This is a genomic window from Janthinobacterium kumbetense, from assembly GCF_023703445.1.
GTDB classification, from domain to species: Bacteria; Pseudomonadota; Gammaproteobacteria; order Burkholderiales; family Burkholderiaceae_D; genus Janthinobacterium; species Janthinobacterium kumbetense.
The window spans coordinates 421,845-444,403 of sequence record NZ_JAMQGR010000002.1; the positions used below are offsets into that span (position 1 = coordinate 421,845).

26 protein-coding genes and 1 tRNA gene are annotated in these 22,559 nt (G+C 61.2%); 15 read left to right on the forward strand and 12 right to left on the reverse strand.

The window, feature by feature from the left end; translation table 11 throughout:
• Positions 1–66: 66 nt before the first annotated feature.
• From NCG91_RS09275 to gpmA, 4 genes are all read right to left on the reverse strand, one after another.
• The gene (locus NCG91_RS09275; protein ID WP_251349452.1) at positions 67–828 is read right to left on the reverse strand and encodes a HesA/MoeB/ThiF family protein; all 762 of its coding nucleotides are present in this window, start codon (positions 826–828) and stop codon (positions 67–69) included.
• Between the two features lie 8 nt (positions 829–836).
• A complete protein-coding gene (locus NCG91_RS09280; protein WP_251349453.1) occupies positions 837–2,330 on the reverse strand; it encodes a S41 family peptidase in 1,494 nt (497 codons plus the stop codon).
• 51 nt (positions 2,331–2,381) lie between these two features.
• Entirely contained in the window at positions 2,382–3,845 is a 1,464-nt protein-coding gene (locus NCG91_RS09285) for a murein hydrolase activator EnvC family protein (protein WP_251349713.1), read from the reverse strand.
• Between the two features lie 76 nt (positions 3,846–3,921).
• Complete coding sequence (gene gpmA / locus NCG91_RS09290) at positions 3,922–4,668, reverse strand: 2,3-diphosphoglycerate-dependent phosphoglycerate mutase (RefSeq protein ID WP_099665808.1); 747 nt, start codon at positions 4,666–4,668, stop codon at positions 3,922–3,924.
• A 106-nt stretch (positions 4,669–4,774) separates the two neighbouring features.
• Here gpmA and NCG91_RS09295 point away from each other — a divergent pair, with 106 nt between their 5' ends.
• The 5 genes from NCG91_RS09295 to NCG91_RS09315 all read left to right on the forward strand — a co-directional run bounded on the left by NCG91_RS09295 (position 4,775) and on the right by NCG91_RS09315 (position 7,771).
• On the forward strand, positions 4,775–5,191 hold the full coding sequence (locus NCG91_RS09295; protein ID WP_251349454.1) for a rhodanese-like domain-containing protein: 417 nt from the start codon (positions 4,775–4,777) through the stop codon (positions 5,189–5,191).
• 25 nt (positions 5,192–5,216) lie between these two features.
• Positions 5,217–5,483, forward strand: coding sequence for a glutaredoxin 3 (gene grxC / locus NCG91_RS09300; protein WP_070220900.1), 267 nt, complete (start codon positions 5,217–5,219; stop codon positions 5,481–5,483).
• A 160-nt stretch (positions 5,484–5,643) separates the two neighbouring features.
• Complete coding sequence (gene secB, locus NCG91_RS09305; protein ID WP_034783580.1) at positions 5,644–6,117, forward strand: protein-export chaperone SecB; 474 nt, start codon at positions 5,644–5,646, stop codon at positions 6,115–6,117.
• Between the two features lie 83 nt (positions 6,118–6,200).
• Positions 6,201–6,662, forward strand: coding sequence for an SH3 domain-containing protein (locus tag NCG91_RS09310; protein ID WP_099665810.1), 462 nt, complete (start codon positions 6,201–6,203; stop codon positions 6,660–6,662).
• A 68-nt stretch (positions 6,663–6,730) separates the two neighbouring features.
• Positions 6,731–7,771: an NAD(P)H-dependent glycerol-3-phosphate dehydrogenase gene (locus NCG91_RS09315; protein ID WP_251349455.1), complete on the forward strand. Its 1,041-nt coding sequence runs from the start codon at positions 6,731–6,733 to the stop codon at positions 7,769–7,771.
• A 14-nt stretch (positions 7,772–7,785) separates the two neighbouring features.
• Here NCG91_RS09315 and NCG91_RS09320 read toward each other — a convergent pair whose 3' ends face one another.
• Genes NCG91_RS09320 through mscL form a run of 4 tightly spaced genes read right to left on the reverse strand, consistent with a single transcriptional unit; the run spans position 7,786 to position 10,509 of the window.
• A complete protein-coding gene (locus NCG91_RS09320) occupies positions 7,786–8,127 on the reverse strand; it encodes a cupin domain-containing protein (protein WP_251349456.1) in 342 nt (113 codons plus the stop codon).
• Positions 8,128–8,145: 18 nt separating this feature from the next.
• Positions 8,146–8,838 (reverse strand): DUF2461 domain-containing protein, encoded by a 693-nt coding sequence (locus tag NCG91_RS09325; protein ID WP_251349457.1) that lies wholly within the window; start codon positions 8,836–8,838, stop codon positions 8,146–8,148.
• A gap of 21 nt (positions 8,839–8,859) precedes the next feature.
• The gene (locus NCG91_RS09330; RefSeq protein WP_251349458.1) at positions 8,860–10,020 is read right to left on the reverse strand and encodes a Do family serine endopeptidase; all 1,161 of its coding nucleotides are present in this window, start codon (positions 10,018–10,020) and stop codon (positions 8,860–8,862) included.
• Between the two features lie 39 nt (positions 10,021–10,059).
• Positions 10,060–10,509, reverse strand: coding sequence for a large conductance mechanosensitive channel protein MscL (gene mscL / locus NCG91_RS09335; RefSeq protein ID WP_046681989.1), 450 nt, complete (start codon positions 10,507–10,509; stop codon positions 10,060–10,062).
• 414 nt (positions 10,510–10,923) lie between these two features.
• On the opposite strand from mscL, the gene petA reads away from it, so the two are divergent.
• The 8 genes from petA to NCG91_RS09375 all read left to right on the forward strand — a co-directional run bounded on the left by petA (position 10,924) and on the right by NCG91_RS09375 (position 17,268).
• Positions 10,924–11,532 carry a ubiquinol-cytochrome c reductase iron-sulfur subunit gene (petA, locus tag NCG91_RS09340; protein WP_034783594.1) on the forward strand — a complete coding sequence of 203 codons (609 nt, stop codon included), beginning with the start codon at positions 10,924–10,926 and terminating at the stop codon, positions 11,530–11,532.
• 2 nt (positions 11,533–11,534) lie between these two features.
• Positions 11,535–12,947 carry a cytochrome b gene (locus tag NCG91_RS09345; RefSeq protein ID WP_099668284.1) on the forward strand — a complete coding sequence of 471 codons (1,413 nt, stop codon included), beginning with the start codon at positions 11,535–11,537 and terminating at the stop codon, positions 12,945–12,947.
• A 36-nt stretch (positions 12,948–12,983) separates the two neighbouring features.
• Positions 12,984–13,748 (forward strand): cytochrome c1, encoded by a 765-nt coding sequence (locus NCG91_RS09350; protein ID WP_251349459.1) that lies wholly within the window; start codon positions 12,984–12,986, stop codon positions 13,746–13,748.
• A 120-nt stretch (positions 13,749–13,868) separates the two neighbouring features.
• A complete protein-coding gene (locus NCG91_RS09355; protein ID WP_010394154.1) occupies positions 13,869–14,480 on the forward strand; it encodes a glutathione S-transferase N-terminal domain-containing protein in 612 nt (203 codons plus the stop codon).
• A 225-nt stretch (positions 14,481–14,705) separates the two neighbouring features.
• On the forward strand, positions 14,706–15,218 hold the full coding sequence (locus NCG91_RS09360) for a ClpXP protease specificity-enhancing factor (protein WP_099665815.1): 513 nt from the start codon (positions 14,706–14,708) through the stop codon (positions 15,216–15,218).
• Positions 15,219–15,244: 26 nt separating this feature from the next.
• A tRNA-Thr gene (locus NCG91_RS09365) sits at positions 15,245–15,320 on the forward strand.
• Positions 15,321–15,466: 146 nt separating this feature from the next.
• Entirely contained in the window at positions 15,467–16,387 is a 921-nt protein-coding gene (locus tag NCG91_RS09370; RefSeq protein ID WP_251349460.1) for a DUF3800 domain-containing protein, read from the forward strand.
• A gap of 674 nt (positions 16,388–17,061) precedes the next feature.
• A complete protein-coding gene (locus NCG91_RS09375; protein ID WP_071325761.1) occupies positions 17,062–17,268 on the forward strand; it encodes a dodecin in 207 nt (68 codons plus the stop codon).
• A gap of 40 nt (positions 17,269–17,308) precedes the next feature.
• Here the strand turns inward: NCG91_RS09375 and NCG91_RS09380 are convergent, their stop codons facing one another.
• Positions 17,309–17,620: a hypothetical protein gene (locus NCG91_RS09380; RefSeq protein WP_077398664.1), complete on the reverse strand. Its 312-nt coding sequence runs from the start codon at positions 17,618–17,620 to the stop codon at positions 17,309–17,311.
• A 162-nt stretch (positions 17,621–17,782) separates the two neighbouring features.
• Here NCG91_RS09380 and NCG91_RS09385 point away from each other — a divergent pair, with 162 nt between their 5' ends.
• Together NCG91_RS09385 and NCG91_RS09390 are read left to right on the forward strand one after the other, a co-directional pair.
• On the forward strand, positions 17,783–18,157 hold the full coding sequence (locus NCG91_RS09385; RefSeq protein ID WP_099665817.1) for a hypothetical protein: 375 nt from the start codon (positions 17,783–17,785) through the stop codon (positions 18,155–18,157).
• A gap of 211 nt (positions 18,158–18,368) precedes the next feature.
• Positions 18,369–19,358 carry an EDSAP-1 family PEP-CTERM protein gene (locus tag NCG91_RS09390; protein WP_251349461.1) on the forward strand — a complete coding sequence of 330 codons (990 nt, stop codon included), beginning with the start codon at positions 18,369–18,371 and terminating at the stop codon, positions 19,356–19,358.
• Positions 19,359–19,426: 68 nt separating this feature from the next.
• Here NCG91_RS09390 and NCG91_RS09395 read toward each other — a convergent pair whose 3' ends face one another.
• The 3 genes from NCG91_RS09395 to NCG91_RS09405 form a co-directional block, all read right to left on the reverse strand.
• Complete coding sequence (locus tag NCG91_RS09395) at positions 19,427–20,503, reverse strand: tetratricopeptide repeat protein (RefSeq protein WP_251349462.1); 1,077 nt, start codon at positions 20,501–20,503, stop codon at positions 19,427–19,429.
• An 11-nt stretch (positions 20,504–20,514) separates the two neighbouring features.
• Entirely contained in the window at positions 20,515–21,453 is a 939-nt protein-coding gene (locus NCG91_RS09400; protein ID WP_251349463.1) for a type II secretion system F family protein, read from the reverse strand.
• A gap of 119 nt (positions 21,454–21,572) precedes the next feature.
• Complete coding sequence (locus tag NCG91_RS09405) at positions 21,573–22,550, reverse strand: type II secretion system F family protein (RefSeq protein ID WP_099665821.1); 978 nt, start codon at positions 22,548–22,550, stop codon at positions 21,573–21,575.
• Between the last annotated feature and the right edge of the window lie 9 nt (positions 22,551–22,559).

Sequence of the window (22,559 nt, forward strand, 5' to 3'; positions counted from 1 at the left end):
AGTGCAGAGTATAAAGCGGAAATATGACAAAGCCTGTCATATAGGGAAAAATTTGTGCGGGGGCTGTCAGGCCGGCAAGACCACTTCGCCGCAAACGGCGCAGCCGGGGTCGCGCGCGACGCGCATGCTGCTCCATTCCATGTGCAAGCCGTCGAGCAGCAGCAGCCGTCCGGCCAAGGACTCTCCCACGCCCATGATCAGTTTCAGCGCTTCGGCCGCCTGCATGGCGCCCACCACGCCCACCAGCGGCGCGAACACGCCCATGGTAGAGCACGCCTCGTCCGTGAACTGCTGTTCCTGCGGAAACAGGCAGGAATAGCACGGTTGCGTGCCCGTGCGCGGGTCGAACACGCTCACTTGCCCGTCGAAACGGATCACGGCGCCCGACACCAGCGGCACCCTGGCCGCCACGCAGGCGCGGTTGACGGCGTGGCGCGTGGCGAAGTTGTCGGTGCAGTCGAGCACCACCGTGGCGGAGCAGACCAGTTCGGCCAGGCGCGCGCCGTCGAGGCGCTCCTGCAAGGCGATGATATCGATCTCGGGATTGATCCCGGTCAAGGTTTCGCGCGCCGACAGCACTTTCGGCTGGCCCACGCGCTGCGTAGTGTGGGCGATCTGGCGCTGCAGATTGGTCAGGTCGACCGTGTCGTCATCGACCAGGGTCAGCTTGCCGACGCCGCTGGCGGCCAGGTACATGGCCGCGGGCGAGCCGAGTCCGCCCGCGCCGATCACCAGCACATGCGCGTCGAGCAAGGCTTGCTGGCCTTCGATGCCGATCTGGTCCAGCAGGATATGGCGCGAATAGCGCAGCAGCTGATTGTCGTTCATGGCGGCGACTACGGTTTTTGCACAGGAATCTTCTTGTCGTCCGCCTTGATATCGGAAGCGATTTCCGGCTTGGCGCCGATCTTCTCCACCTTCGCATCGGCCTTGGCCAGCTGCACCGGCAAGCCCTGGAAGTGGTTCAAGGCTTGTTGCAGCTGGAAATCGTCCTTGGCGCCGTATTCGAGCGGCTTGCGCTTTTTCGCCGTGGCGATCAGGCGCTGCTCTTCTTCCAGCTGATCCTGCATGCCTTCCATCGTCGGCTTGGCCGCTTCCGGCTTGCCGTCGTTGCTGCTCAAGTGTTTTTCCAGGTCCGCCTCGCGGATGCGCAGGCTGTTCCAGCCATCGCCTTCGGCCGTTTCATCGACCAGCAGGTCGGGCACGATGCCGCGCGCCTGGATGGCCCGGCCTTTCGGCGTGTAGTAGCGGGCCGTCGTCAGCTTGACGGCCGTGTCGGCCGTGATCTGGCGCAAGGTTTGCACGGAACCCTTGCCAAACGTCTGCGTGCCGATGACGGTGGCGCGCTGGTAATCCTGCAAGGCGCCGGCGACGATTTCCGAGGCGGACGCGGAACCGGCATTGACCAGCACCACCAGCGGCACGGTTTTCAGCGCGGCCGGCAGCTTGGCCAGCGGGTCGGCCTTGACGCCCGGTGCGGCATAGAATTCGCGGCGGCCATAAAACACCTGTTTCGACTCGGGCAACTGGCCCTTGGTGGAAACGATCACGGAATTGCCCGGAAGAAACGCTGTCGCCACGCCGATGGCGCCCGGCACGACGCCACCGGGATCGTTGCGCAAGTCCAGCACCAGGCCCTTGAGCTTGGGGTCTTGCGCATACAGCGCGTTAATCTTTTTGACCATGTCATCGACGGTCGGTTCCTGGAACTGGGCGATGCGCAGCCAGGCATAGCCGGGCGCGACCATCTTGGCCTTCACGCTTTGCACGCGGATTTCCTCGCGCACGATGGGGAAGACCAGCGGCTTGCTTTCGCCCTTGCGCGACATCGTCAGCACCAGCTTGGTGCCCGGCTGGCCGCGCATCTTCTTGATGACCTCTTCCAGCTGCAAGCCTTTCAGCGGGATATTGTCGAGGCGGGTGATCAGGTCGCCCGCCAGGATGCCGGCCTTGGCGGCAGGGCTGTCCTCGATGGGCGAGACGACTTTCACGTAGCCGTCTTCCATGCTCACTTCGATGCCGATGCCGACAAACTTGCCCTGCACGCTTTCGCGCATTTCCTTGAAGGCATTTTTATCGAGGTACACGGAGTGCGGGTCCAGGGACGACACCATGCCGGAGATGGCTTCCGTCAAGAGTTTCTTGTCTTCCACCTTCTCGACATAATCGGTCTTGATCAAGCCGAAGACGTCGGACAGCTGGCGCAGCTCGTCGAGCGGCAGCGGGGCATTCGTGATTTTTTGCGCCACGGCCGGGAACTGCAGCGACATGCCGATGCCGGCCAGGACGCCCAGACCGATCAGGCCGATACTTTTGACTTTGATACCCATGTATTCTTCGCAATCTACAAATTCGCTGCCGCAGCAATGGTGGGAACTGAATTAAAACTTCACCCAGGTGGCGGGGTCGAAGGCGCGGCCCTGATGACGCAATTCAAAGTATAGCCCCGATTCCTCGTTGCCGCCGCTGTTGCCCGCGCTGGCAATGGCGTCGCCGCCCTTGACGGCATCGCCCACGCGTTTCAGCAGCGACTGGTTATTGCCATAAATACTCATGTACTGGCCGCCATGGTCGACGATGATCAGATTGCCGAAACCGCGCAGCCAGTCGGAAAACACGACCCGGCCGCCGGCGATGGCGTGGATCTCGCTGCCTTCGCCCGTGCGGATGAACACGCCCTTCCAGCTGGGGCCGTCACCGCGCTTGCTGCCGAAGCGGGCGGCGATCTTGCCCGCCACGGGGGCGCGCAGCTGCCCTTTCATGCTGGCAAAGGCGCCGGCTGGCGCGGCCGGGCCCAGGCTCGGGCGCTCCGGCTCCGGTTCCGGCTTGGGTTCCGGTTTCGGCGTCACCTTGGCCACTTGCGGCGGCTCGTCGTCGTCGATCGGTTCCAGTTTCACGGGCGGCGGTGGCGGCGTTTGCGGCTTGATCTTGCCCGATTTGTTTTGTTGTTCTTTCGCAAGACGTTCGCGTTCAGCCTGCGCCTGGGCGGCCTTGGCGCGCGCGGCCAGCAGGCGTTCGCGTTTTTCCGCCGCGATCTTGGCGTCGGCGGCCGCTTTCGCGGCGGCGCGTTGCTCGGCCAGCAATTGCTGGCGTTTCTTTTCGGCCGCAGCGGCGGCGGCCTGCTCTTCGATCAGTTTTGCCAGCTTGTCGACCAGGTTGCCCATGCGCTGTTCGTCGCGCTCGACATTGCCCACTTCCTTACGCTGCGCCACCAGGCGCTGCGACAAGCTCGTCAGCAAGGCGGCGCGGCGCGCCTTTTCCTGCACCAGCAGGGCCTTCTGGTCGCGCTCTTCCTGCGCGATTTCTTCCAGCTCATCCTTGGCGTTCTGCACCTCCGCCTGGTTTTTCTCCACGGCCAGCAAGTTGGCGCGCAAGGCTTCCAGCAGGCGCGCCTGCGCCTGCGACACATACGCCATCAGTTGCAAGTCGCGGTTGATGCGGTTGGGGTTGTCGCCCGACAAGAGCAGCTTGATGCGGTCTTCGTTGCCGGCAACATATTGTTCACGCAGCAACTTTGACAGCTGCGTCTTCTGTTTCTCGACGGTGGCCGTCAATTGCTGGTGCTCTTGCCCCAGCGCATTGAGTTTCACGCCCGTCTCGCTTTGCTCCTGCGCCAGGTCGCGCAAGGCGCGGTTGGCGTTGGAAATCGCTTCTTCCGACTCGGCCAGGGTATCGGCCGCGTCATCCTTGGCGCTTTCCGTGCGGCTGATGTCGCGCTTGAGCGCCGTCAGCTTTTGTTGCAATCCAGCACGTTGTGCTTCCGCGGCCGCCTTCTGCTTGCTGCGTTCGGTGGGCTTGGCGCCCTGCGCGGCACCGCTGGAAAGCAGCAGCGCCAGGCACAGCATGGCACCGGCGCGCCACGCCGGCAGGGGTCGTTCAGCAGAGGGGGCGATGGCTGTGCCGCGGAAGAAAGACGACAAGTTACTTGGCCTTCCCTTGGTTCGCCACGGCAGCTTGCGCTGCCGCAATCGCTGCCGGGTCGCCCAGGTAGTAATGACGGATCGGTTTCAGGTCGGCGTCCAGTTCATACACGAGCGGCTGGCCGTTCGGGATGTTCAGGCCGACGATGTCGCTGTCGCTGATGCCGTCGAGCATCTTGATCAGCGCGCGCAGGCTGTTGCCGTGGGCCGAAATGATGATTTTCTTGCCGGCACGGATGGCCGGGGCGATTTCCTCGTCCCAGGCCGGCATCACGCGCGCCACGGTGTCTTTCAGGCATTCGGTCAGGGGGATAGCCGCTTGCGGCAGGCCGGCGTAGCGCGGATCGTTGAACGAGGCGCGGTCATCGTTCGCTTCCAGCGGCGGCGGCGGGGTGTCGTAGCTGCGGCGCCATACCAATACTTGCTCGTCGCCATACTTGGCGGCTGTCTCGCCCTTGTCCAGGCCTTGCAGGGCGCCGTAGTGGCGCTCGTTCAAGCGCCAGTCGTTCTTGATCGGCAAATACATCATGTCCATCTCGTCGAGCGCCAGCCACAGGGTGCGGATGGCGCGCTTCAGGACGGAAGTGTAGGCCACGTCGAACGTAAAACCTTCCTGCTTGAGGATCTGGCCGGCGGCCTTGGCTTCGTTGACGCCCTTTTCCGTCAGATCGACGTCGGTCCAGCCGGTGAAGCGGTTATCGAGGTTCCAGGTGGACTCGCCGTGACGCATGAAAACGATTTTGTACATAGTTCTATCTTCTCAAGGGGTTCAAATCAAAAAAGCAAAACGTAAAAAGACCTCGTCCAGCTTCTATTTTATAATGCGCGGATTGACTTAAACCATTGGACCCTACGTGAAATTCATTATCGACCACATTTTTCTGTTTGCCATCGTCATTATTTCCGGCGGCGCCCTCCTCTGGCCACTGCTGTCGATGCGCGGCAAGCGCGCGACCGTGCTGGAAGTCACGCAACTGATCAACCGTGGCAAGACTGTCATCGTCGACGTGCGCAACGCAGAAGAATTCGCCACGGGCCACTTGCCTGACGCAAAAAATATTCCGCTGCCGGAACTGGCAAAACGTGTAGGCGAGCTGGAAAAATTCAAAACGCGCCCCATTGTAGTGGTTTGCCAGAAAGGTTCGCGTTCGGCAACCGCCGTCGGCCTGCTGGGCAAAGCCGGTTTCGCTGAGGCAACGAGCCTGGAAGGCGGCCTCGACGAATGGAAAAAGCAAGGTTTGCCATTGAAAACCTTGTCGCTGGCGAAATAAGCCGGCCTTAACTGAAGGAATCATCATGACCGTACCAGTAATTGTCTATAGCACCGCCGTGTGCCCGTATTGCGTGCGCGCCGAGCGCCTGTTGGAAGCCAAGGGCGTCGCCGTGCAAAAGATCCGCGTCGACCTCGACCCGGAAGAGCGCATCAAGATGATGGAACGCACGGGCCGCCGCACGGTGCCGCAGATCTATGTGGGCGATACCCACGTGGGCGGATTCGACGATTTGTATGCGCTCGATCAAGCTGGCAAGCTGGACCCCTTGTTAAATGGCACGGCAGCCTGATATAAAGCGGGTTCGAGAAATTGCTTGGTTTTTTGTCGTATTGTTTTGATACAATTGCCCTCGCACCTGATCTGGCCGCGCCTATCCGGCGCGGTTTGAATACCGCAAGCACCATATTTGAACGGTGTGCCGTTCTTGTCCTTTACAACGAAAGCGTTCCATGTCTGACGAAAATCTGCAACCAGTCTTCCAAATCCAACGCGTCTACCTGAAAGACATGTCGCTGGAACAACCAAATTCCCCAGCTATTTTCCTGGAACAAGAAGCACCAGCCATCGAAGTGGCACTGGACGTGGGCGCTGCGCCTCTGGCCGACGGCATCTTCGAAGCCACCGTGACCATCACCGTCACCGCCAAAGTCGGCGAAAAAGTCGCTTTCCTGGTTGAAGGCAAGCAAGCCGGTATCTTCGAAGCACGCAACATTCCTGCTGATCAACTCGACCCACTGCTGGGAATCGGCTGCCCGAACATCATCTACCCTTACCTGCGCGCCAACATCGCCGACGTGATCACCCGTGCCGGCTTCCCGCCAGTGCACTTGGCCGAGATCAACTTCGAAGTGTTCTACCAACAACGTCTGCAAGCTATTGCTGACGCCGCTGCCGCAGCACCAGCAGCTAGCGAAACGCACTAAGCTCTTGCAAGACCCCGCCAGCCGTCAAGGCTGGCCTGACACGGCGGCCTGGCCGCCGTGTTTCGTTAAGGTTCAAAAATATCATGTTGAAAAGTGCGCTCTTGAGCAAGTTCCGCTGGATGGCCGGCGCCGTGCTGCTGCTGGCGACCGCCGCCAGCCACGCCGTCGATTTCAAAACGGTGGGCGCGGCTCCCGTGATCCTGTACGACGCGCCATCCGCAAAGGGCGGCAAGCTGTACGTGGCGCCACGCGGCATGCCGCTGGAAATCGTGCTCAGCTACGGCGAATGGGTCAAGGTACGCGACGCCAGCGGCGAAATGGCCTGGACGGAAGCCAAGGGCCTGTCCGCCAAGCGCAACGTCGTGGCGCGCGCCGCGAACCTCAAGGTTCGCGCCAGCCCCGACGACACCGCCTCCCCCATCATCCTCGTCGACAAGGGCGTGCTGCTGGAAATGAGCGAGCAGCCGAGCTCCAACTGGGTCAAGGTCCGCCACAAGGATGGCCAGAGCGGCTACGTCAAGACCAGCGAAGTGTGGGGCCTGTAAGCACCGCCAGATTCATCCGGGCAGCGGCCAGCCGCGCCGCGCCCCTCCCCCTGCCAGACTGAGGTCGCATGCAAGTTTCTCCCGATACATCTCCCGCCGCCACGGCGCTCCCCCGCAAGATCACCATCCTCGGCGCCGGCGCCTGGGGCACGGCCGTGGCCATGGCCCTGGCCGGCCGCCACGACGTGCTGCTGTGGGGCCGCAACGGCGACGCCATGGCGGCCATGGCCGCCAGCGGCGAAAACAGCTATCTGCCCGGCTTCCCCTTGCCGCCGCAACTGCGCATCAGCGCCGATTTCGACGCCGCCGTCGCGCATGCCGGTGGCGAACACGGCATCCTGATCGCCGCCTGCCCCGTGGCGGGCTTGCGGCCCATGCTGCAGCAATTGAAAGACAAGGCCATCGGCAACCTGGTGTGGCTGTGCAAAGGCTTTGAAGGCGGCACGGGCTTGTTGCCGCACCAGATCGTGCAGGAAGTGCTGGGCGACAATATCCCCGGCGGCGCCCTGTCCGGCCCCTCGTTCGCGCAGGAAGTGGCGCGCGGCTTGCCGTGCGCGCTGACCATCGCCTCGCACAGCGCGGCCTTGCGCAGCGCCGTCGTCTCGGCCTTGCATGGCGGCACCATCCGCGTGTATGCGAGCGACGACCTGGTGGGCGTGGAAGTGGGCGGCGCCGTCAAGAACGTGCTGGCGATCGCCACGGGCGTGGCCGACGGCCTGGGCCTGGGCTTGAATGCGCGCGCCGCGCTGATCACGCGTGGCCTGGCGGAAATCACGCGCCTGGGCACGGCCCTGGGTGGCCAGACGGAAACGTTCATGGGCTTGACGGGCATGGGCGACCTGATTTTGACGTGCACGGGCGACCTGTCGCGCAACCGCCGCGTCGGCCTGGGCCTGGCGCAAGGCAAGGCGCTGGACACCATCGTGGCCGAGCTGGGTCATGTGGCCGAAGGCGTGCCGTGCGCCAAGGCAGTACGCGAACTGGCGCGCCGCATGGGCGTCGAGATGCCGATCACCAACGCGGTGGCCGGCGTCCTGTTCGATGGCGATTTGCCGCACGTGATGGTGCAGCAGCTGCTGTCGCGCGATCCGCGCGCCGAAGCGGCTTGAGCGCCAGAAAAAACCTAACGTCCCGCCTTGTGCATGAGTATGGTCAGTAATAACAGGCTGTCTTCGCGCGCTTCCAGGGCGTGCGCCTGGCCGCCGAGCAGGTACAGCATCTGCCCCGGCCCCAGCAGGTGTACGCCGCCATGCGCCGTCACCGCCACCTGCCCTTGCAGGCACAGCAAGGTGATTTCGCCGAGCACATGATGCTCGGGCATGGTCTTGCCCTTGGGCATGCACATGCGGATCAGTTCCAGCTCATCCGTCTTGGCCAGCGCGATGGCGGAAAACTGCGACAGGTCGTCGCCGTCCCTGCGCAGCACCTCGATCACCTGTCCTGAACTTGCGTGTTCCAGTGCCATCATGTGCTCCTTCCGCAATTACTCGGTGACTTCCTCCGGCTCTTTCGCGCCGCGCATCCACTCGACCAGCGGCCACGCATCCTTCAAGCCTTCCGCCAGGGTCGGCAGCAGTTTCTCGGGAGCATTTACGGGCAGCGGTATTTCAGTCCAGACAAAAAAGCTCTTCAGCTTGATGAATTCGATATGTTCGGCATCCGCCTCGAAGCCCTTGGGAGGGCGCTGCAGCTTGCCCTCGTTCTGGATGGTGCCGAAACGGGCTTTCAGACGCTTATTTTTCAGTACTTTGGAAAACCCTGGCGCGTCGTTGAGCATATGCTCGCGCAGCGCCTTCAGGCGGCCGGGCGGCGGCATGTATTCGCCGGCGCCGAACAGCAGGTTGCCCTGGCCATCGATCTGCAGGTAATACGTGGGGCCGCCCGCCTTGCTGGGACGGCGCATGTCGTTCGGCGCAATGGCGGCCGAAAAGCGCGTCTTATACGGGCTTTTATCGTGCGCAAAACGCACGTCGCGGTTGATGCGGAACAAGGCCTTCTTCGGATTGCAGTACTTCACGGCCGGGTCGAACTTGCCGAGTTCAGCAATCAGTGACGTCACCAGCGCAAGGAATTCCTCGCGCAGGATGTCGTAACGGGGCTTGTTCATGACAAACCAGGGACGGTTGTTGTTGTCGCTCAGTTCACGTAAAAATTGGGTCAAATCACGCACATGCATGTGTCAAATTCCGATCAGCAACTATTTGGAAAGCTCTTTCGGGAGGGGGCGCTTGCCCACCATCACGTCGAGCGCCGCTTCGCGATTCTTGCGCAGCACCGTCATTTTAGCTTTTCCGCCGGGCGGCAGTTGGGCGATCAGGTTCAGCATTTCCGTCGTGTCGCCGACAGGCTTGCCTTCCACCGTCAGCAGGATGTCGCCGGGCACGATGCCCGCCTTGTCGGCCGGGCCGTTGCGCACCACGCCGGCGATGATGGCGCCGCTGCTGCGCTGCAAGTTGAAGCTTTGCGCCAGCTCGGGCGTGATGTCCTGCGTTTCCACGCCGATCCAGCCGCGCACCACATGGCCATCCTTGATGATGGCTTCCATCACGGTTTTCGCCGTCGAGACGGGGATGGCGAAGCCGATGCCGACGGAGCCGCCGCTTTGCGAGTAAATTGCCGTATTGATGCCGATCAAGTTGCCGCGCGTATCGACCAGGGCGCCGCCCGAATTGCCGAAGTTAATCGCCGCATCCGTCTGGATGAAATTTTCAAAGCTGTTGATGTGCAGGTTGTTGCGGCCCAGGGCGGAGATGATGCCCATGGTCACCGTCTGGCCCACGCCGAAGGGGTTGCCGATGGCCAGCACCACGTCGCCCACGCGCGCCAGTTCCGACTGGCCCAGCACGATCACGGGCAGCTTGTCGAGGTTGATCTTGATCACGGCCAGGTCCGTTTCCGGATCCAGGCCCACCACCTTGGCGGGCGCCTTGCGGCCATCCGTGAGCACGACTTCGATTTCGTCGGCGCCTTCGACCACGTGGTTGTTGGTCAGCACATAGCCTTCATGGCTGACGATGACGCCCGAACCGAGGCTGTTTTTCAAGTCGTCGTCATCCTCGCCGTCCGGGTCGCGGTCGCCGAAGAAACGTTTGAAGAAGGGATCGCGCGCCAGCGGATGGGCGCCGCGCTTGGGCACTTGCAGGGTGAGGATGTTGACGACGGCGGGCATGGCGCGCGCCGCCGCGTCGCGGTAGGAACCGGGCGCCAGGCTGCTGGACGCCGTTTCCACCACGGGCACCGGTTTGGCAGGAGAGCCCAGTTGCTGTACCCGGCTGGCCGGGCGCAGCGCGCCGTACACAAAGTACAGCGCCAACGCGATCGTCACGGTTTGCGCAAACAATAACCAGAATCGTCGCATAACACTCCACCCAGGTCAGCCGGCCGGTGCCGGAACGACTTATTTTGCCAGATCGTTGCTATTCTGTCCGTTCTTCTGCAGGGAGTCGCGGATTTCACGCAGCAGCACGATGTCTTCCGGCGTGGCCGGTGCCGGCGCCGGCGCGACCGGTTCGCTGCGGCGGGCCTTGTTCATCAGGCGCACCATCTGGAAGATGATGAAAGCCAGAATGACGAAATTGAGCAAAATGGTCAAAAAATTGCCGTAGGCCAGCACGGCGCCCGCCTTTTTCGCTTCCACCAGGGTCAGGGTCGTCGCCTGGCCATTCAAGGGCAGGTAGTAATTGGCGAAATCGAGGCCGCCGAAAATGCGGCCGATGGGCGGCATGATCACGTCTTGCACCAGGGAATCGACAATCTTGCCGAAGGCACCACCGATAATGACACCGACCGCCAGATCGACGACGTTACCCTTCATTGCAAATTCTTTAAATTCTTGCATCATTGCCATGAAATTTCTCCTTCGGATATGTATAAAAAACATGCCGATCATACTATTGATTCCCGGGCACACCAACTTGTGGTTGCCGGCGAGACCAATTCCGGCACAGCCGCGCGCATCTAGTTCGAAAGAACTAGCCACCTCCTGCAAAAGTATATAAATTATGGTACAAGCAACGTTTTTGTTTTATTCGTTGTTTGCTTCACTTATAATTTGCGGTTGCCAGAAGCGGCTTTTTCGCTTCCGGATAATCAACAAGAAACTGGCATGGGCTGCGCCATAGTCCGAAGTTCCGCAGGGATGTTGCCACTTTACCGTACAAAGATGCGGGTTGCGGCAATCAGTGGGAAAGAACTTCGGCGACGGGTTTTTCGCGGCTGCCACTCATAATAAAGATTCGCATTTTGACTGATTGGGGTTTGCATGAGTAACGAAAAGCAGGTCGATTCAGGCCGTCGCGGCTTGCTCGTCGCCACGTGCGCGGCGGGCAGTGTAGTTGGATTGGCAACCGCGGGAGCCTTGGTAAGCACCTTCCAGCCGTCGGAGCGCGCGAAAGCGGCTGGCGCGCCGGTCGAAGTAGACATCACCACCTTGCAACCCGGCGAAATGCGCACCGTCGAATGGCGCGGCAAGCCGGTCTGGATTTTGAAGCGCACGCCCGAAATGATCGCGTCGCTCAAGCAAACCGATGGCAAGGTCGCCGATGCCAATTCCCAACGCAATCCCGCCGAATTCACGCCCGAATACTGCATGAACGAGGCGCGTTCCATCAAGCCTGAAATTCTCGTCGCCGTCGGCATCTGCACCCACCTGGGCTGCTCCCCTTCCTCGAAATTTACCCCCGGCCCGCAACCGTCGCTGCCCGATGACTGGGAAGGCGGCTTCCTGTGCCCTTGCCACGGCTCCACCTTCGACATGGCTGGCCGCGTGTTCAAGAACAAGCCGGCGCCGGACAACCTGCAAGTGCCGCGCCATATGTACCTGAGCGACACCAAATTGCTGATAGGTAAAGACGAGAAAGGCGAGGCTTGATCATGGCTGCTTTCAAAGAAACGAAATTCCCGGCGGACGCTCCCGTCGCCGAAAAAGCGCTGGGCTGGGTCGATGACCGCTTTCCCCTGACCAAGCTGTGGAACGACCAATGGGGCAAGTACTACGCCCCGAAAAACTTCAACTTCTGGTACATCTTCGGTTCGCTGGCCATGCTGGTGCTGGTACTGCAGATCGTCACCGGCATCTTCCTGACCATGCACTACAAACCGGATGCGGCCCTGGCCTTCAATTCCGTCGAGTACATCATGCGCGAAGTGCCGTGGGGCTGGCTGGTGCGCTACATGCACTCGACGGGCGCCTCGGCCTTCTTCATCATCGTCTACCTGCACATGACGCGCGGCCTGCTGTACGGCTCGTACCGCAAGCCACGCGAGTTGATCTGGCTGTTCGGTTTCGCCATCTTCCTGTGCCTGATGGCCGAAGCGTTCTTCGGTTACCTGTTGCCATGGGGCCAGATGTCGTACTGGGGTGCACAAGTGATCGTCAACCTGTTTGGCGCCATCCCGCTGATCGGCCCTGACCTGTCGCTGTGGATCCGCGGCGACTACGTCGTTTCCGACGCGACCCTGAACCGCTTCTTCGCCTTCCACGTGATCGCCATCCCGCTGGTACTGCTGGGCCTGGTTGCAGCGCACTTGATCGCCCTGCACGAAGTCGGTTCGAGCAATCCGGACGGCATCGAAGTGAAGGAAAACCTGGGCGCCGACGGCCACCCGGTCGATTCGATTCCATCGCATCCGTACTACACCGTGCACGATTTGTTCGGCGTCTCGATCTTCCTCGTCATTTTCAGCGCCGTCGTCTTCTTCGCGCCGGAAATGGGCGGTTATTTCCTGGAATACAACAACTTCCTGCCAGGCGATTCGCTGAAGACCCCGCTGCACATCGCGCCAACCTGGTACTTCACGCCGTTCTACTCGGTGCTGCGCGCCACCACGGCCGACTTCATGTACGTGCTGATGGGTGTCGTGGCTGCCTACGTGGTGTTCATCTGGCTCAAGTCGCGCCTGTCGACGACGGTCAAGTCTGCCATCGCCGGCATCGCCATCGTCGCCATCATCGGCATGCTGCCGCAGGTGCTGGACGCGAAATTCTGGGGCGTGGTGTTCTTCGGCGGTTCCGTCGTGATCCTGGCCTTCCTGCCATGGCTCGACCATTCCCCCGTGAAATCGATCCGCTACCGTCCGAACTGGCACAAATATGTGTACGCCATCTTCGGCCTGTCGTTCCTGATCCTCGGCTACCTCGGGACCCAGGCGCCAACGGATACGAAGACCATCGTGTCGCAAGTGTGCACCCTGATTTACTTCAGCTTCTTCCTGTTGATGCCATGGTGGAGTGCAATGGGCAAGTTCAAGACCGTGCCGTCGCGTGTGACGTTTCACCCGCACTAAGCCGCTCTCACGCCACGCTCAAAGGACATACATCATATGAAGATTGCAAAAAAACTGCTCGCCATCCTGGCCCTCGTGCCCGCCATGGCTCTCGCCAGCGAAGGCGGCTTTCCGCTGGACAAGGCTCCTGACCGCCAGACCAACATGGCAGCGCTGCAACATGGCGCCAAATTGTTCGTCAATTATTGCCTGAATTGCCACGCCGCCGTGTCGATGCGCTACAACCGCCTGCGCGACCTGGGCTTGACGGAAGACCAGATCAAGCAGAATCTGTTGTTCTCCGGCGATAAAGTCGGCGACTTGATGACGACGAGCCTGGCACCGCAGGACGCCAAGGCCTTCTTTGGCGTCGTACCGCCGGATTTGTCGGTAATTTCGCGCGCGAAATCATCTTCCGCTGGCACAGGCGGCGACTACCTGTATACTTACCTGCGTACGTTCTATAAAGACGACACTCGTCCGACCGGCTGGAACAACATGGTCGTGCCGAATGTTGCCATGCCGCATGTATTATGGGAATTGCAAGGTGTCCAGTCTGCCAAGTTCGTGGAAGAGAATGATCCGCACGAAGCTGGCAAGAAGATCCACAAATTTGCCGGCTTCGAGCAGGTCAAGCCAGGTACGTTGAACAAGATCGAGTATGACAATGCGGTAGCCGACCTGGTCGGCTACATGGAGTGGATGGCCGAACCGGCACAGCAGACACGCAAGCGCCTGGGCGTGTGGGTGCTGCTGTTCCTGTCGGTCTTTGCTCTGCTGGCATGGCGCCTTAACGCGTCGTTCTGGAAGGAAGTCAAATAAGTGAGGCGCCGGCCATAGGCCGGTTTATGCCTGTTTCTGCGTTGTCCGCATGAGTGGACAAGCGACCTGGGGTGAGCCGTTCGCGGCTTCACCCCCTTTGTTTCTAAGGAACTATAAAAAATGATGGTTCTCTATTCGGGTACAACCTGCCCATTTTCGCAACGCTGCCGCCTGGTCCTGTTTGAAAAAGGCATGGACTTCGAAGTGCGCGACGTCGACCTGTTCAACAAACCGGAAGACATTTCGACCATGAATCCGTATGGCCAGGTGCCTATCCTGGTCGAACGCGAACTGATCCTGTATGAATCGAACATCATCAACGAGTACATCGATGAGCGCTTCCCGCATCCGCAACTGATGCCGGCCGATCCGCTGATGCGCGCCCGCGCGCGCCTGATGCTGTTCAATTTCGAAAAAGAACTGTTCGTGCACGTGCACGTGCTGGAAAGCGAACGCGCCAAGAGCAACGACAAGGCCCACGACAAGGCACGCGCGGAAATCCGCGACCGCCTGACGACCCTGGCGCCGCTGTTCCTGAAAAACAAGTACATGCTGGGCGACGAATTCTCGATGCTCGACGTGGCTGTCGCGCCGCTGCTGTGGCGCCTGGACCACTACGGCATCGAACTGTCGAAGACGGCCGCACCGCTGATGAAATACGCCGAACGCATCTTCTCGCGTCCTGCGTACATCGAAGCGCTGACGCCATCCGAAAAAGTGATGCGTCGCTAAAAGATATCCCCATAAAGCTACTGCGCAGCCCGCTCTTGACCTGGCGTTACTCGCCGTACTTCAGTACGGCTGCGTTACTGAGGCCAATATCGGGCTTGCTCGCTACGCTTTCTGGGGCATCTTGGGCCATGTGTTAAAGTTGCTTTTTGCGCTGTCCCAGTCTTTTGAACTACCGGTGCGCCCGCCTCATGCTGACGGGGGCGCTCCCGCCTCACCGTGCCTACCATGTCTGAAATCTCAACCAAACCTTATATGCTGCGCGCCATCTACGAGTGGTGCACCGACAGCGGCTACACGCCTTATCTCGCGGTCAAAGTCGATTCGCGCACCACGGTACCGATGGAATACGTGAAAAAGGGCGAAATCGTGCTCAACATCAGCTTCGGCGCCACCAGCGGCCTGAAGATGGACAACGACGCCATCCGCTTCCACGCCCGCTTTGGCGGCGTCTCGCGTGAAATCTACGTGCCGGTCGACAACGTGATGGCCATCTACGCCAACGAAAACGGCCAGGGCATGGCTTTCGAGCCCGTGCTGGGCAACGATGACCCGGACGCGCAACCGACGGACAGCCCGGCCTCCGCCGACGTCCCGCCACCCGTGCTCGCCCCCGCCGCCAGCGGTCCCACCCTGTCGTCCGTGCCGACCAGCTCCCCCGAACAACGCGACAGCGCCACGCCCGGCGACGACGAGCCACCAAAAAAAGGCGGCCGCCCGACCCTGACACGCATTAAATAGCGTATAATTCGCAACGCGCAGTTTTTGCCGACTTAGCTCATTTGGTAGAGCAGTTGATTTGTAATCATCAGGTGGCCAGTTCGAAACCGGCAGTCGGCACCAGAATTTAGTAGGAAATCAAAGGGTTACATGCTTATGCTTGTAGCCCTTTTTTGTTTGTGCTCAGTTCTTCAAAGTCATGCAACCACTGTGCAGGCAATTCAAGTAGCTTTGGAACAATCTAGTAAGCAAATTAGAAAAGGTGAGCTATGACCTCCAGACAATTTCTTTTGTTTCAAGCTGAACAGGAGCCGGAACCCGTCATCGAAACAACTGTAGCCATCAGTGTTCAGATCGAAGTTGCCGTGGAACCTGCCGTACCGGCAGTGCCTACACCTTCCCCCCTAGTCATACCACATGCAGAGGTTGTCGAAAAGTTCAGTAGTTATATCGTGTATGTCGATGAAAGCGGAGACCATGGCATGCTGAAGGCAGACGATAACTATCCAATGTTCGTTCTAGCTTTTTGTGTGTTTCATAAGCGTTACTACACTGATACCGTCGTCCCAACATTAGAGAAATTCAAGTTCAAGCATTTTGGTCACGACCTCGTAGTTCTCCATGAGCATGAAATTAGGAAGGAGAAGGGCGATTTCAATTTTTTTGCGTCTCGCGACGAAAAAGTTCAATTTCTTACCGAGTTGACCGAGATAATTGAAACTAGTAACTTTGTGCTGATTAGTTGTGCTATCGACAAGAATCAACTACGGGACAAGGCCGGCGTGCAATCTCATCCATACCACTTAGCACTCGGGTTTTGCCTAGAGACTTTGTATGAATTTTTACAGGAAAAAGGCCAAGAAGAGCGGCTTACCCATGTTGTTTTTGAGCGACGGGGCAAGAAGGAGGATAACGAACTTGAATTAGAGTTTCGTCGAATGTGTGACGGAGCGAACAAGATTGGCAGGCGCCTCCCCTTCGACATCGTCTTCGCCGACAAGAAAGTGAACTCCTCCGGACTACAACTTGCCGATTTAGTAGCGAGGCCTGTTGGAATGAGGGTACTCAAGCCTCTGCAGGAAAATCGCGCATTTTCTGTGCTGAAGAGAAAATTCTACTGCAGCGGGGGTAGAGAAAATGTCGGAGAGGGGTTTGAAGATTGGGGACTAAAAATTCATCCGGCCCCATAAAGCGAAAAGCCCCGGTGAAACTCACCGAGGCTGTAGCGCCGACCAGGTTCTCCCAGTCCATTTACATCAGTATATATTAATCCGGGCGAATTTGTCAGCGGTGCTCACTAACTTATTTATCTATTTATGCATTTTTCTGCCCATGCGCTAGCTGGGAAGAGAGCCAAAGTTGCCTTTAATTAGGCTTCATTACACCAAGGATGTTGACCCGCGAGACCACATACATGCGGGCCAAGGCACTGACACTTTCATCGATGGAGTACCTGGCGATGATGTCGATTCACTGCTCGACCGTGTCCTTCGATAGAAGGTCAAGCACCCTGACTCGCACAGCCATGGGCCAATCAGGTGTACCTACGTAACCACAGAGTGTGGAACAAAGCAGACGGGAAATTCCCCATCGCTGAAGCAAGTGGCGCGTGAAGAATAACGTCCACTAATTTTCAGTTGGCCTCCCCCCTCCAAGTTTCATCCCACACAACACTACGGTAAACTCCTCACGACCGTGCCCCCCCTACTTTAATCGAAAGCCATGCCGCCGACATGGCGATGCCCGGCCTCGCCTCCGCATTGCTGCACCGCGCAATGACGTCCGGCACATTTAGGCGCAAGATGAGCACGTGCTTGCGCAAAGCAGGCTCCCGATGTCTGGCTTGCCTACCTGGGGAAATATCATGTCCGCACACACTTACAAGCTGATCGAACTGGTCGGCACGTCGACCGAGAGCAGCGATCAGGCGATACGCGATGCCATTGCCAAGGCGGCGCTGACGGTCAAGCACATGGACTGGTATGAAGTGACCGATTCGCGCGGCCATATCGTCGATGGCAAGGTGGCGCACTTCCAGGTCACGCTCAAGGTCGGCTTCCGGCTCGAATAAAGGGATCGAGTAAAGGAATCGAGTAAAGCAAGCGGCGCGCTCAGCGCCGCCCGGCCGCTCCCCGGCTCTCCAGCCACTCCCGGCCGCCGGCCTCCAGCGCGGTCTCGATGACCTTGTCCGGCAAGCTGTAGACGGTCGCCCAGCTGGCGCGGCCATCCTGCGTGTTGGCGGGAAAACTGTGCGTCTCGATCGGCCAGTGATATTTGCGTTTCAATGCCTTGACGATGGCGGCCAGCGAGACGCGGCCTTGCAGCGGTTCGGCGCCGGACTGGTCGCGGTTCGACAGCAGCACGGCCAGGACCTGGCCGCGGCCCGTGCGCGCGCCGGGGAAGGTGGGGGTTTTGTTTGCCATGGCCTATTTTACCGGGCAATAATCGGACGAGAGGCGATGTGCCGCACCTTTGATACGGCGCAAGCGCCGCAGCGGCGTTGCGTCCACGATGGGCATTTCGCCAGGCGTGCCGGCGCCCCTCCGGCAGCCTGGGCCTATCATCATGGGGCACAGGAGCCTATCATGCACAGCCTGAACATCCACGCCATGCAATGGCAACCCGTCGCCGATATTTCCGCCGTCAATCCGCTGCTGCCCGACGATCTGGCCTGCTTTCGCGAACTGCGCGACGTGCTGCAACGCTACGGCGCACTCGACCGCTTCGGCATTTCCCTGATCCACCGCCATTTCGACATCGCCGACGACGAAGAGCTGATGGAGTACACGGATGCGGAAGCACGCATCTTGACGGTCAAACCTGTCAAGAAAAGCGACATCGACTGGAATCACACGACGATTACCAACTGGAAATTGACGGAAGGCGAGGAAGTGGCGCGCATCGGTTGCGGCTGCGCACGCAATTCGGGCGGCCACCTGGGTTATCACCGGGGCACCTGAGGCAGGCCGACGGCGCCCGCCAAGCGGCGTCGGCCTTTCTTACACTTCACGTCATCCAGCTCAGTTCGCTTTGCGCAAGTATTTGATTTCTTGTGATATTTTTGTGTGGCACGCAAGCTGCTTATCCCTGTCTACGAGATGAATCCAGGCAAGTCATTCTGGATTCTTTGTCCCCCGGATTTTCCGAGACTGACCACGACAAGAGGCTGCGATGAACCTTGATCACACACGAAGCAAGACCCTGGGCTGGCTGGGCGCACTGGCGACGGCGAGCCTGCTGGCCAGCGGCCAGGCACAGGCCGGCGCGTACGGCCTGGCCGTCAATGAGTTGAACAATTTCCGCATCACCACCAGCGCCGGTGCGCTGTCGCTGGCCGGCGCCAACCGCAATGCCAGCGACAGCGCCTTTTTCGAAGGCGGCGTGGCCGTCAATCCGCGCGCCGTCAATACAGGACCGGCCGCCAACGCCGACGTGCTGCAAGTGTGCTCGGGCGGCGGCTGCAGCGGCTTGCCGCAAAACCACTACGCCCCCAGCCCCAGTTCCACCCTGGAATTTGCCCGCGGCGATGCGCATGCCTTCGGCAACATGCTCAATGGCGGCGCCAGCGTGAGCGCCGTGGCGGAAGCCCAGCGCAACACGATCGGCGCCGCCACGGCCACGGCCGGCGACACGCTGACCGGCTCCGTCAACCTGACCCTGTCGAGCGCCGGCTTCATCACCTTCAGCTTCATGGGACGGCGCGACCTGCGCACCAGCGTGACGACCATGGGCGACAAATCGAACGTGTCGATCATGGATATCTTCAATATCTCGTGCAACAGTTCCAGCCCCGCCGGCTGCCTGTCGCACGCGAACGCCGATGGCGTGATCTTCCAGTTCGCGCCCGATGGCGATGCCAACAATGGCAGCGACATCAATGGCAACCATGGCGCCGGCAGCCTCGACCCGTTCAGCCTGAACATGACGGCGGGCACCAACGACCCCGCCACCGGGCGCGCCTTCACGAATGGTTTCGCGATGTTTTCCCTGACCTCGAATTTCGCCCTGCCGGCCGGCAGCTATACCTTGAATTTTTCCAAGTCCACGCGCACCGATATCGTCGTCATCGATCCGCCGCTTGCGGTACCGGAACCGGGCACGCTGTTCCTGCTGGGCATGGGATTGGCGGCCCTGGCTTTTACGCGGCGCCGCCAGCCGTAATCATCCGCAGCATGAAAAACACGCGGCGCCCGCCAAGGCGCCGCGTTTTCTGTGCCGCTCAAGACGTGTTAACCGAGCCGCGCCAGCGCCTGGCGCGCCAGCTGCAATTGCTGCAGATAATAACGGTGCAGCATGGCCGGATCGCTCAAGTCGCGCCCCAGTACCAGGCGCAGCTCGCTGGCGGGGCAGTCGCCGGCCTGGGTTTCTACTGGGGTTTGCACCTGCGTCCCCAACTGACGCGCCAGCTGGCGCGCCGCCTGCTCCTGCGCGGGCCGGTACTCGACGCGCGTGCGCGCCACCTGGAAGCCGGTTTCATTGGCCAGGCGCACCACTTGCACGGGAGCGCCAGCCAGGCTGCGCGCCAGGGCGGCGGCCAGGCCAGGCACGCCGTTGCCATTTACAATTTCCAAACGCGGGCGGGGCGCGGCAGGAGCCGGCATGGACCGCTCGGCCGTGACAGCCGGCACGCTGCGCGCGGCGGCCGGCACGCGCTGCAAGCGGGCCATGCCGTCGCCTTGCGTGATCTCGATGCGCGCCATGGCGGGCGCATCCGGCAGCGGCGCGGCAGCGGGCACGCCCTGCGGCGGCGCCGCGTTGCGCAAGACGGCCATGTCGCTCCGTAAATCATGTTCCTGCAGGCTCTGCGCCTGGCGCCGCATGACGGCCGCGCGCGCGTGCTGTCCCAGCCGTTCGAGCACTTGCGCCAGGTGCTGCCAGGCCAGCGCATTGAGCGGATCGAGCAGACACGCCTGCTCCAGCGCCGTCAACGCTTGCGCATCGCGCCCGCGCAAATAGTAGGCACGACCAAGATTGCTGAACAGATACGCCTGTTGCGGCTGCGGCGCACCGGCTTCCTGCGTCAGGGCCAGCCACTGGGCGATCGCCGCATCGTGCTCGCCCCGCTGCGCGTGCAGCACGGCCAGGCCGTTGCGCGCATTCACATGGCGCGGCGCGGCGCGCAAGGCTTGCGCATAGGCCGCTTGCGCGGCCGGCAAGTCGCCCCGCTCGAAATGCTGGCGCCCCGCCGCATAGGCGGCATCGGCATCCGGCCACTGCGGCAACGGCGCGTGGGCCGGCGGCGTGGTACAGGCGGCCAAGCCCAGGCAGGCGCAGGCGGTGGCCAGGCGGGAAATCGTCAAGCGCATGGTAGCTCCTTTTAGCGGTTGGCCATGGCCGGCACGAGCACGCGATAGACTTCGATCACGGCCGGCCCCATGAGCACCAGCATGAGGGTGGGAAAGACGCAAAAGATCAGCGGGAACAGCAGTTTCAAGGCGATCTTCGCGGCCGCCTCCTCGGCCAGCAGGCTGCGCTTGCCGCGCAGGTTTTCCGAGTGCACGCGCAGCGAATCGCCCATGCTGGTGCCGAAGCGTTCCGACTGGATCAGCATGGCGACGAGGGTGTCGACATCTTCCACGCCGCTGCGCAAGGCCAGGTTGCGCAGCGCCTTTTCCTTGGAAAAGCCGGCGCGCATTTCCATCAGCACCAGTTGCAATTCCTGCGCCAGCACCACGCTTTTGATGTGGATTTCGCCCGACACCTTCACCAGCGCGCGCTCCAGGCTCAGGCCCGCTTCCACGCACACGGTCAGCAAGTCGAGCGCGTCGGGGATGTTTTCAAAGATGTCGCGCTGGCGCCGCTTGGCCGTGCTGGCCAGCACCAGGTTCGGCAGGTAATAGCCGACGGTGGCGCTGACGCACAGCAGCAGCAATAGCACGCTGCGCAGCTGCGCCGCCATGGCGCTGGCCGCATACAGCCCCAGCACGGTGGGAAACAGCAGGGCCAGCACGGTTTTCGCGGCAAAGTACAGGGCCGGCGCGCTGGCCTGGCGCCAGCCCGCGTTCATGAAGCGCGTGCGCAGCGGCGAGCGCTCCCAGCCCTCTTCCGGCAGCGACAGCTTGCTGAACGGCTGCGCCACGCGCGCCACGCGCTCCACCCAGCCCGTGTCGGCCACCGCCTCGCTGGCGGCCGGCGCCATGGCACCGAACAGGCGCTGGCGCAAGGCGCCGGGAAAGAAGATCAGCCACGCCAGCAGGGCCAGCGCCACCACCACGGCGAAGACGATCAACAGGAACAGCAGTTGCGGGCCAGTCATGGCATTTCCTCCGATTGATCGACTGACAAAACGTTCAGGGCTAGGCGTGTCGCCGAAGGCAGTACGACAGTACGACAAGGCGACGCAACAACGCCATGGACTTTTTTTCAGGCGATCTCTTAGATGCGGATGCGAATGACGTTGCGCATCCACACGACACCCAGCGCCACCATGCCAGCCGCGTACCACAGCAGCTTGATGCCGCTGGGATCCGTCCACAGCAGGCTGATGTATTGCGGGTTGACCAGCGCCATCACGCCGATCATCACCACCGGCATCAGCCCCAGCACCCAGGCCGACATGCGCCCCTCGGCCGACAGCACGCGCACCTGCCCCAGCAGCTTCAGACGGGCGCGGATGATGCGCGCGATGCTGACCAGCACTTCGGCCAGATTGCCGCCCGATTCGCGCTGCACCAGCACGGCGATGACGAGGTAGCGCAAGTCCGTCAGCGGGATGCGCGCGGCCAGGTTCTGCAGCGCCTCGTTCATCGGCACGCCGTAATTGATCTCTTCGTGCGCCATCTTGAATTCGCCGCTGATCGGCTCATTGAGTTCATCGCCCACCATCTGCAGCACATTCGAAAACGAGTGCCCGGCGCGCAGCGCGCGGGCCAGGAAATCGGCCGCTTCCGGCAATTGCGCCTCGATCTTTTTCAGCCGCGCCGCGCGCGCGCGCAGCACGACCATGCACGGCCCGCCGCCCGCCACGCCCAGCAGCAGCAAGGCGCCCGGCAGCGGCATGGGCCAGATGGCCAGCCACAGCAGCGCCAGCAGCAGCAAGCCGCCCGCGCCGCCCAAGAACTGCGCCACCGACCAGGACAAGCCCGATTGCAGCAGCAGGTGGTCGAGCTTTGCCGCCTGCGGCAGGCGCCGCAGCCAGCGCTCCAGGCCAGGCGAACGCGCATAGCGGCGCTGCTTGAGGATGGAAACCCGCTCGCCGCCGGCCTCGCCGCGCGCCGCCATCAGCCGCAAGCGCCGGTTGATGCGCCGCGCCGCGCTGCCGTGCGTGCCCGCCCACCACAGCCAGGCGCCTTCCACCATCAGGATGCAGGCGGCGAACAGCAGCACGGCAAAGCCGTAGAACACCAGGTCCATGATGCTTCC